Origin of the sequence: Streptomyces sp. NPDC059080 (assembly GCF_042739975.1) — a bacterium.
GTDB lineage: Bacteria > Actinomycetota > Actinomycetes > Streptomycetales > Streptomycetaceae > Streptomyces > Streptomyces benahoarensis.
Genome location: NZ_JBHYGX010000057.1, coordinates 26,220 through 34,749, shown reverse-complemented (window position 1 = coordinate 34,749; position 8,530 = coordinate 26,220). Strand labels below are relative to the sequence as shown.

Sequence of the window (8,530 nt, the reverse complement as noted above, 5' to 3'; positions counted from 1 at the left end):
GCGGGCGCGGTCTTGGTGGGGGGGGGGGGGGGGGCGCCCCGGGGGCAGTACGGGGGGGGGGCCGGCCTCGCGCTCCGTGCCCGGAGGAGCGGTCCGTACCGGCCCGGCGCTGAGGTGGTTGACCCGGACCGTCGGCCCCCACTCCAGGGCCAGCGCCCGGGTGAGCATCAGCAGACCGGCCTTGGCGGCGGAGTAGGCGGCGGTGCCGGGCTGCGGATGGTGCGCCGAGACGCTGCCGATGTTGAGGATGCAGCCGCCGCCGTCCTGGCCGTGCATATGGCGGTGCGCGGCCTGGGACGCGTAGAACGGCGCGAGCAGATTGAGCGCCACCACCTTCTCGACGAAGCGCGGGGAGACGGTGGCCGCGTCGGCGTCCGGTGAGCCGCCGGCGTTGTTGACGAGGACGTCGAGCCGTCCCGAGCGGCGGGCCGCGGCGTCGACGAACTCCCGCGCCGCGGCCGGGTCGCGGACATCGGCGCACACCACGTGCGCGGTGCGCCCGCCCGCGCGCGGCGGGGTGGACGGCGCGGTGCGCCCGCAGACCGTGACCTCCGCACCGGCCGTCAGGAACGCCTCCGCGAGGGCCCGTCCGATGCCCTTGGTGCCGCCGGTGACGGCCACCGCCCGGCCGGTGAAGTCCCGCGGATCGCCGCCCATGGTCCGCCCCTCTCCGTCCGCGTCGCGGTGCCCGGCGGGGCGCCGCAGGCCCTTGACACCCGGCCGCGCGGCCACCGTAATCTATCTACCAAACGTTTGCTAGGTGGTGCGGCGTGGAGCCGCCCGGCACGAGCACACCCACGGCACACACCGTCAGGAGCTGCGTATGGCCGACAAGACGATGACCGCGCCGGAGGTGGTCGCCCGGCTCCGCTCCGGTATGACCCTCGGCATCGGCGGCTGGGGCTCACGCCGCAAACCGCTCGCCCTGGTCCGCGAGATCCTCCGCTCCGACCTGCGCGATCTGACCGTCGTCTCCTACGGCGGCCCCGACGTCGGCCTCCTGTGCGCCGCCGGGAAGATCCGCAAACTCGTCTTCGGCTTCGTCTCGCTCGACTCCATCCCCCTCGACCCGCACTTCCGCGCAGCCCGGCAGAGCGGCCGTATCGAGGTCGCGGAGTACGACGAGGGGATGCTCCAGTGGGGGCTGTACGCCGCGTCGCTGCGGCTGCCGTTCCTGCCCACCCGCGCCGGACTCGGCTCGGACGTCCTGACCGTCAACCCCGGACTGCGGACCGTCGCCGACCCCTACGGCGGCGGTGAGGAACTGCTCGCCATGCCCGCGCTGCCGCTGGACGCCGCGCTGGTCCACCTCCACCGCGCCGACGCGGCGGGCAACGCCCAGTGCCTGGGCCCCGATCCGTACTTCGACGACCTCTTCTGCGACGCCGCCGAGCACGCCTTCGTCTCCTGCGAACGGATCGTCTCCACCGCCCGCCTCACCGAGGACGCCCACCCGGCCACCCTCGTCGTCCGCCGCCTCGCCGTCGAAGGCGTCGTCGAGGCGCCCGGCGGCGCGCACTTCACCTCCTGCGACCCCGACTACCCGCGCGACGAGGCGTACCAGAAGGAGTACGCCGACGCCGCCCGGTCACCCGCCGCCTGGGAGGCGTTCCACCGCCGCTATCTCACCGGCGACGGACACCACCGCACGCCGGGCCACCACGGAGAGGGGCAGCCGGTATGAGCGACGCGACCCGGGCAGAGATCTGCGCCGTCGCCTGCGCCGAGGCGTTCCGCGGCAGCGGCGAGATCCTGGCCAGTGCCTTCGGTACCGCCCCCACCCTCGGCGTCCGGCTGGCCCGGGCCACCTTCGCCCCCGACCTGCTGCTCACCGACGGTGAGGCCCGTCTGGTCCAGGGGGTCTGGCCGCTCGGCGCCGCACCCGACGGGCCCGTCGAGGGCCATGCGCCCTTCCGTACCATCTTCGACCTGGTCTGGAGCGGGCGGCGGCACGCCATGATGATGCCCACCCAGATCGACGCCCACGGCAACGTCAACATCTCCGCCATCGGCCCGTACGACGCACCCAAGGCGCAGCTCGTCGGCGTCCGCGGCGCCCCCGGCAACACCCTTTGCCATCCGGTGAGTTACTGGGTCCCGCGCCACTCCACCCGGGTCTTCGTGCCCCGGGTCGACATGGTCTGCGGCGTCGGCACCGCCGCCGCGGCGGCCGTGGGGCGCGCCGCCCGCCACCACGATCTGCGCCGCGTCGTCACCGACCTCGCCGTCCTGGACTTCGCGCCCACGACAGGCACGCTCCGGCTGGTCTCCGTCCACCCCGGCGTCAGTGCCGGGGACGTCGTCGCCCGCACCGGCTGCCCGCTCGTCATCGAGGGCGACGTCCCCGCCACGCGCCTGCCCACCGCCGCCGAACTCCGCCTGATCCGCGAGGTCATCGACCCGGCGGGGCTGCGCGACAAGGAGATCGCGGCATGACCCCGCACCCGGCGCTGCGCACCCGGATCTGCGACCTGTTCGGCGTCGCCCACCCGATCGTCCAGACCGGCATGGGCCACGTCTCCGACGCCACCCTCACCGCGGCCACCGCCAACGCCGGGGGACTGGGCATCCTCTCCGCCGGGCTGCTCGACCTCGACGGGCTGCGCCGCGCCGTGGACGCGGTCCGCGCCGCCACCGACCGGCCCTTCGGCGTCAACCTCCGCGCCGACCAGCCCGACGCCGAGGCCCGCGTCGACCTGCTGATCCGCGGCGGCGTGAAGGTCGCCTCGTTCGCCCTCGCGCCCCGCCGCGACCTCATCGCCCGCTGCAAGGACGGCGGGCTGCTCGTCGTCCCCTCCATCGGCGCCCGCCGCCACGCCGAGAAGGTCGCGGCCTGGGGCGCCGACGCGGTGATCGTCCAGGGCGGCGAGGGCGGCGGCCACACCGGCGCCGTCCCCACCGGCCTGCTGCTGCCACAGGTCCGCGACGCCGTGGACCTGCCGGTCATCGCCGCCGGCGGCTACTACGACGGCCGCGGCCTGGTCGCCGCCCTCGCCTACGGGGCCGACGGCATCGCCATGGGCACCCGCTTCCTGCTCACCCGCGACTCACCCGTCGCCCCCGCCGTCAAACAGGTCTATCTCGACAAGGGCGTCCACGACACCGTCCTGACCCGGGAGGTCGACGGCGTCCCGCAGCGCGTGCTGCGCACCGGGCCGGTCGCCCGCCTGGAGAAGACCTCCGGCGCCGGGCGGCTGCTGCGCGCCGCCCGTAACGCCGCCGCCTTCCGGAAGCTCTCCGGCACCCCCTGGCCCGACCTCGTCCGCGAGGGCCTGGCGCTGCGCCGCCGCCACGGCCTGACCTGGAGCCAGGTCGTCATGGCGGCCAACGCCCCGCTGCTCTACCGCACCGGACTCCTCGACGGCCGCCCCGACCTCGGCGTCCTCGCCACCGGCCAGGTCGTCGGCCTCATCGACGATCTGCCGAGCTGCCGGGAGCTGATCGACCGGATCATGACGCAGGCCGACGAGGTCCTGCGGCGCCTGGAAGGCCCGCCCGGCGGGGCAGCGCACCCCGCCGCACACGACGAGGGAGCCATGTGACCGTGCCCGACACCGCTGGGGCGCCCGCCCCTGAGCCCCTGTCCCCCCAGCCCGTCTCCCACCAGCTGCTGGCCGGCCGCACCGTCGTCGTCACCGCGGCCGCCGGTACCGGTATCGGCTTCGCCGCCGCCCGGCGGTGCGCCGAGGAGGGCGCCCGGCTCGTCATCAGCGACCGCCACGCCCGCCGCCTCACCGAGGCCGCCGACCGCCTCGCCGCCCACACCGGCACCCGCCCGCTGGCCGTGCCCTGCGACGTCACCGACGGCGGGCAGCTCGACCGGCTCATGGACACCGCGGCGCGCGAGTGCGGCGCCCTCGACGTACTGATCAACAACGCCGGGCTCGGCGGCACCGCCTCCGTCGCCGAGATGACCGACGCCCAGTGGGACACCGTCCTCGCCACCACCCTGACCAGCACCTTCAAGGCCACCCGCGCCGCGCTGCGCCATATGATCCCGGCCGGTCACGGCGTCATCGTCAACAACGCCTCGGTCGTCGGCTGGCGGGCCCAGCGCGGCCAGGCCCACTACGCCGCCGCCAAGGCCGGGGTGATGGCGCTGACCCGGTGCAGCGCCCTCGACGTCGCCGCCCACGGCATCCGCGTCAACGCCGTCGCCCCCAGCCTCGCGATGCACCCGCACCTCGCCAAGGTCGCCGGGGAGGAGCTGCTCGCCGAACTGAGCGCCCGCGAGGCGTTCGGCCGCGCCGCCGAGCCCTGGGAGGTCGCCAACGTCATGGTCTTCCTCGCCAGCGACTACGCCTCGTACATGACGGGTGAGGTCGTCGCGGTCAGCAGCCAGCACCCCTGACCGGTGTCCCGAGGCCGTCGCGTCAGAAGAAGGCCGGGACGTCGTGCCCGAGGTCGAGCAGCTCCTCGTGGAAGCCGCCGAACCCCCGCTCCCGGTCGACGAGATGGATCTCCAGGATCCAGTGGCAGCGCCGTCCCTGCCCGTCGGTGCGCCGCATCGGGCGGGCGCTGCCCGGCGCGATGTACGAGTCGATCTCGGCGCCGTCCACCGTCTCGTGCGGGAACTCGCCCAGCAGATGGCCCGAGTGCGGCCCGCCGAACCCCCAGCCCGCCGCCTCGGCCAGCCGCACCACCTCGGCGTACAACTCCTCACCGGTGATGTCCGGGCGCGCGGCGAAGTGGCGGCGGCCCGCCTCGAAGAGCACCGGCAGATCGTCCCGCAGCCGGTGCTTGACGGGGTCGTCGCCGAGGACGAAGGTCCGGCCGAAATCCGCCTCCCACTCCTCGAAGAGCGGGCCGAAGTCGCAGAAGACGATGTCGTCCTCGGCGAGGATCCGGTCCGGCGGGTTCTGCCGGTAGGGCTGGAGGGTGTTGGGCCCGGAACGGACGATCCGCTTGTGCCAGTACCGCCGGACCCCGAACATCTCGTGGGCCAGGTCCCGGACCGCGTCGCTCACCTCGCGTTCGCCGCGCCCGGGGGCGACCAGCCCGCGGCTGCCGATCTCCGCGAAGAGCGCGGCCGCCCGTCCCTGGGCCGCCAGCAGCGCCGTCGCGCGCGCGGACTCCTCGGCCGTCCCGCTTCCCCGGTTCTGCGTGCCCGCTTCCTGGGTCATGCCGCACAGGCTAGGAGAGTTCGGCACATCCGGCACGGCGGGCTCCGCATCCGGGGGGCGCAACGCGCCAGGTCGGGACCGCCCCGGACACCCCACGCACCCCGCTCGTCACATTCAGGTAACCCCGGCGAAACCCTTGACGGCTTTCTGATCCGTTCTTAACCTCGCTCGTAGTTCGTACTTTGCAGTAAACGTGCTGCGGCGCTTTCCGCAGATTTTTGGACAGGCACAGACATAGACCACCTGTCGGTGGCTTCGTCATGCCTGTCTTTCTTCTTTCCCCGCCACCGATGGGTCCTTCCTTCAGAGGCGGATTCATGGCACAACGTCCGAGCGTCAACGGCGTCGCCGACGTCGTCGGCCTCATCGATGGTCTGGGAAAGATCACCGGCCGCGCGCAGGTCGTCTGGTTCCTCGTCTTCGGTGGGCTCTTCCTCGACGCGTACTCCAACGCCGCGCTCAGCGCCGGCCTGGGCCCGATGACGACCCAGATGCACCTGTCGAGCACCCAGGTCTCGGTCCTCACCGCCACCGCCCCGGCGCTGGCCATCCTCTTCAACCCCGCCGGCGGCTGGCTCGCCACCCGCTTCGGCCGGGTCCCCCCGCTGCTGCTCGCCAAGGTCTTCGCCATCGCCGGTGCCCTGCTCGCCGCGTTCGCCGGGGACTTCACCGTCGTCTGGCTCGGCCGCGTCCTCGTCGGCGTCGCGTACGGCATCGACTTCGCGGTGGCGATGGCGCTGCTCGCCGAGTACACGCCCGCCAAGCAGGGCGGACGCCTCAACCTCTGGCAGGCCGTCTGGTACGTCGCCACCACCAGCAACCTCGCCCTCGCGCTGCTCTTCTTCCACTTGGACGCCGGCGCGGACATCTGGCGCTGGTCCGTCGGCTCCGCCGCCGTCGTCGCCGTCGTCCTGCTGATCGGCCAGTGGGCGATGCTGAAGGAGAGCCCGGCCTGGCTGGCGAGCAAGGGACGCCTGGACGACGCCGTCGCCAACCTCGACAAGCTCTACGGCATCAAGGCCGTCGTGGGACGCCCCGACGAAGCCACCCGCGCCGCCACCGCGGCCCCGGCACCCGGCTTCCGCCAGGCCGGAGTCCTCTTCAAGGGCGCCTATCTGCCGCGCACCGTCCTCTCCTCGGCGATCTCCCTCGGGCAGTCGATGCAGTACTTCGCGGTCGGCTGGTACCTCCCGGTCATCAGCCTGTCGATCTTCGGGGAGAGCTTCGAGAAGGCCACCGTCGGCTCCATGGTCTTCAACGCCTTCGGCATCATCGGCGGACTCCTCTCCGCCTACGCCGGGCGCCGCCTGGGCCTGCGGCTCAGCTCCGCCGCCGGGTTCGCCGGGGTCTTCGTCGCCCTCGTCGTGATGGGCCTGACCTTCGGGAAGGTCCCGCTGGCCGTCGCGTTCCTGCTGCCCGTGGTGTTCATCCTCTGCCACGCGGCGGGCCCCGGCGCCAACGGCAAGTCCATCGCCGCCCTCTCGTACAGCAGCGACGTACGGGCCCTGGGCACCGGCGTGACCGGCATGGTCGGCAGCTTCGGCAGCGTCGTCGGGCTGTACATCTTCCCGCAGATCAAGGACGGGCTCGGCCTTGCCGGGACCTTCCTGGTGCTCTCCGTCGTGCCGCTGCTCGGCCTGATCACCTGCCTGCTGATCAAGTGGGACCCCACCAAGGCCGGGATCTCGCCCGACGAGGCCGCCGCCCACGACCTGGCCGCCGCTCCGGAACCCGCCCCCGCCACTCCCGCGCGCTGACCAGGGCCGGGCCCCGCCCCGGCACACGATGGTCCCGCCCCGCTCGCCCCCGTACCGCACGCTCGTAAGTGAAAGGGCCGCTATGACGCAGACGTTCACCGGCGCCGCCTGTCGGCGCGGTGTGCTGGCCATCGACGAAGGCACCACGGGCACCCGGGCCGGAGTCGTCCTCGACTCCGGCGCCGCCCACCAGGTGTTCTACCGCTCGATCGCGGTCAGCCACCCGGACGACCTGGCCGTCGAGCAGGACCCGGCGGAGATCTGGACCGCCACCCTCGACGTGGCGCGCCGCGCCGTCGCCCACGCCCACGAGGACGGCATCGAGATCACCGCGGTCGCCCTCTCCACCCAGCGGGCCACCGCGATGCTGTGGGACGGCGCCACCGGCGAACCGCTGCTGCCCGCCGTGGTGTGGCAGGACCGGCGGTACGCGCAGGAGCTGACCGGCTACGAGGCCGAGTGGGACGCCCGTCTGCTGGCCCGGCAGGGACGGCCGGTCGGCGCCCGCGCGCCGTTCCTCTGGGCCGCCCGGCAGATTGCCGCCCACCCCGAGGTCGCCGCCGCCCACCGCGCCGGACGCCTCCGCTTCGGCACCGTCGACACCTGGCTGATCTGGCAGCTGACCGGCGGCGCCGTCCACGCCACCACGCCCACCAACGCGGCGTCCAGCGGCGGCTACCTGCTCGGCGCCCACGCCTGGGACGAGGAGTGGATCGGCCACCTCGGCTTCCCCCTCGACCTGCTGCCCGAACTCCGCTCCGACGACGCCGGGTTCGGCACCACCGACCCGGCGGCCCTCGGCATCGCCGTCCCGCTGGCCGCCTCCATGGGCGACCAGCACGCCGCCCTCATCGCCCTCGGCGGCCTCGCCGCCGGACAGGGCATGTGCATGTACGGCACCGGCGCCTTCGTCGACGCCGCGACCGGCACCGAGCCCGCCCTGCCCCGGCCCGACATCTCCGGGGTGCTCGCCCAACCGGGCCGGCGGCAGGGCGACACCAGCCACTTCAGCCTGGAGGCGTACACCTCCACCGCCGGGTCCGCGCTGCGCTGGCTCTGCGACGACCTCGGCCTCTTCGCCTCGCCGAAGGAGCTGGGGGAGGAGGCCGGGCGGGTGCCGTCCCGGCCCGGCCGCACCCCGCGCTTCGTCCCGGCGCTCGCCGGGGTCCGTACGCCCGTGTGGCACCCGGAGGCCACCGCGGCGCTCACCGGACTCACCCTCGCCACCACCCGCGCCGACCTGGCCCGCGCCGTCCTGGAGGGCATCGCCCACTCCGTCTGCGACCTCATCGACGGCGTCGCCGACACCATGGGCGCCCCCTTCACCCGCCTGCGGGTCGGCGGCGGCGTCTCCGGCAGCGACCCGCTGATGCAGATCCAGGCCGACCTGACCGGACTGCCGCTGGAGCGCGCCGCCGACTCCGCCACCGCCAGCCTGCGCGGCACCGCCTACCTCGCGGGCGTCGCCCAGGGGCTGTGGTCCTCGCTCGACGAGGTCGTCGAGGCCCAGCCGCAGGGCCGGATCTTCACGTCCTCCCTCGACCCCGCCGAACGCGACCGCCGCCGCGCCGACTGGTACGACCTGCTCGCCGCCCACCTGCACGAAAGTGCCCTGCCCCCGCACACCCCCCACTGACGGCCCGCGCGCCG

At 74.1% G+C, this 8,530-nt stretch carries 8 protein-coding genes; 6 read left to right on the top strand and 2 right to left on the bottom strand.

Features of this window, described 5'->3' with window-relative positions; genetic code table 11:
* Positions 1-657: SDR family oxidoreductase (locus tag ACFWWQ_RS27940; RefSeq protein WP_384601765.1), on the bottom strand; the 657-nt coding region annotated here is incomplete at its 3' end.
* Between the two features lie 166 nt (positions 658-823).
* On the opposite strand from ACFWWQ_RS27940, the gene ACFWWQ_RS27935 reads away from it, so the two are divergent.
* Genes ACFWWQ_RS27935 through ACFWWQ_RS27920 form a run of 4 tightly spaced genes read left to right on the top strand, consistent with a single transcriptional unit; the run spans position 824 to position 4,351 of the window.
* Positions 824-1,684 carry a CoA transferase subunit A gene (locus ACFWWQ_RS27935; protein ID WP_384601763.1) on the top strand — a complete coding sequence of 287 codons (861 nt, stop codon included), beginning with the start codon at positions 824-826 and terminating at the stop codon, positions 1,682-1,684.
* Positions 1,681-2,436: a CoA-transferase subunit beta gene (locus ACFWWQ_RS27930; protein ID WP_384601760.1), complete on the top strand. Its 756-nt coding sequence runs from the start codon at positions 1,681-1,683 to the stop codon at positions 2,434-2,436. The genes ACFWWQ_RS27935 and ACFWWQ_RS27930 overlap by 4 nt, the downstream gene beginning before the upstream one ends.
* Positions 2,433-3,542, top strand: coding sequence for an NAD(P)H-dependent flavin oxidoreductase (locus ACFWWQ_RS27925; protein WP_384601757.1), 1,110 nt, complete (start codon positions 2,433-2,435; stop codon positions 3,540-3,542). The genes ACFWWQ_RS27930 and ACFWWQ_RS27925 overlap by 4 nt, the downstream gene beginning before the upstream one ends.
* A gap of 2 nt (positions 3,543-3,544) precedes the next feature.
* Entirely contained in the window at positions 3,545-4,351 is an 807-nt protein-coding gene (locus ACFWWQ_RS27920; RefSeq protein WP_384601755.1) for an SDR family oxidoreductase, read from the top strand.
* A gap of 22 nt (positions 4,352-4,373) precedes the next feature.
* Here ACFWWQ_RS27920 and ACFWWQ_RS27915 read toward each other — a convergent pair whose 3' ends face one another.
* Complete coding sequence (locus tag ACFWWQ_RS27915) at positions 4,374-5,123, bottom strand: M24 family metallopeptidase (protein ID WP_384601752.1); 750 nt, start codon at positions 5,121-5,123, stop codon at positions 4,374-4,376.
* Positions 5,124-5,440: 317 nt separating this feature from the next.
* Between ACFWWQ_RS27915 and ACFWWQ_RS27910 the strand changes: the two genes are divergently transcribed.
* Entirely contained in the window at positions 5,441-6,880 is a 1,440-nt protein-coding gene (locus ACFWWQ_RS27910) for an MFS transporter (protein WP_384601750.1), read from the top strand.
* Between the two features lie 82 nt (positions 6,881-6,962).
* Positions 6,963-8,516, top strand: a complete 1,554-nt coding sequence (locus ACFWWQ_RS27905) for an FGGY family carbohydrate kinase (protein ID WP_384601746.1) — start codon at positions 6,963-6,965, stop codon at positions 8,514-8,516.
* Positions 8,517-8,530 lie beyond the last annotated feature (14 nt).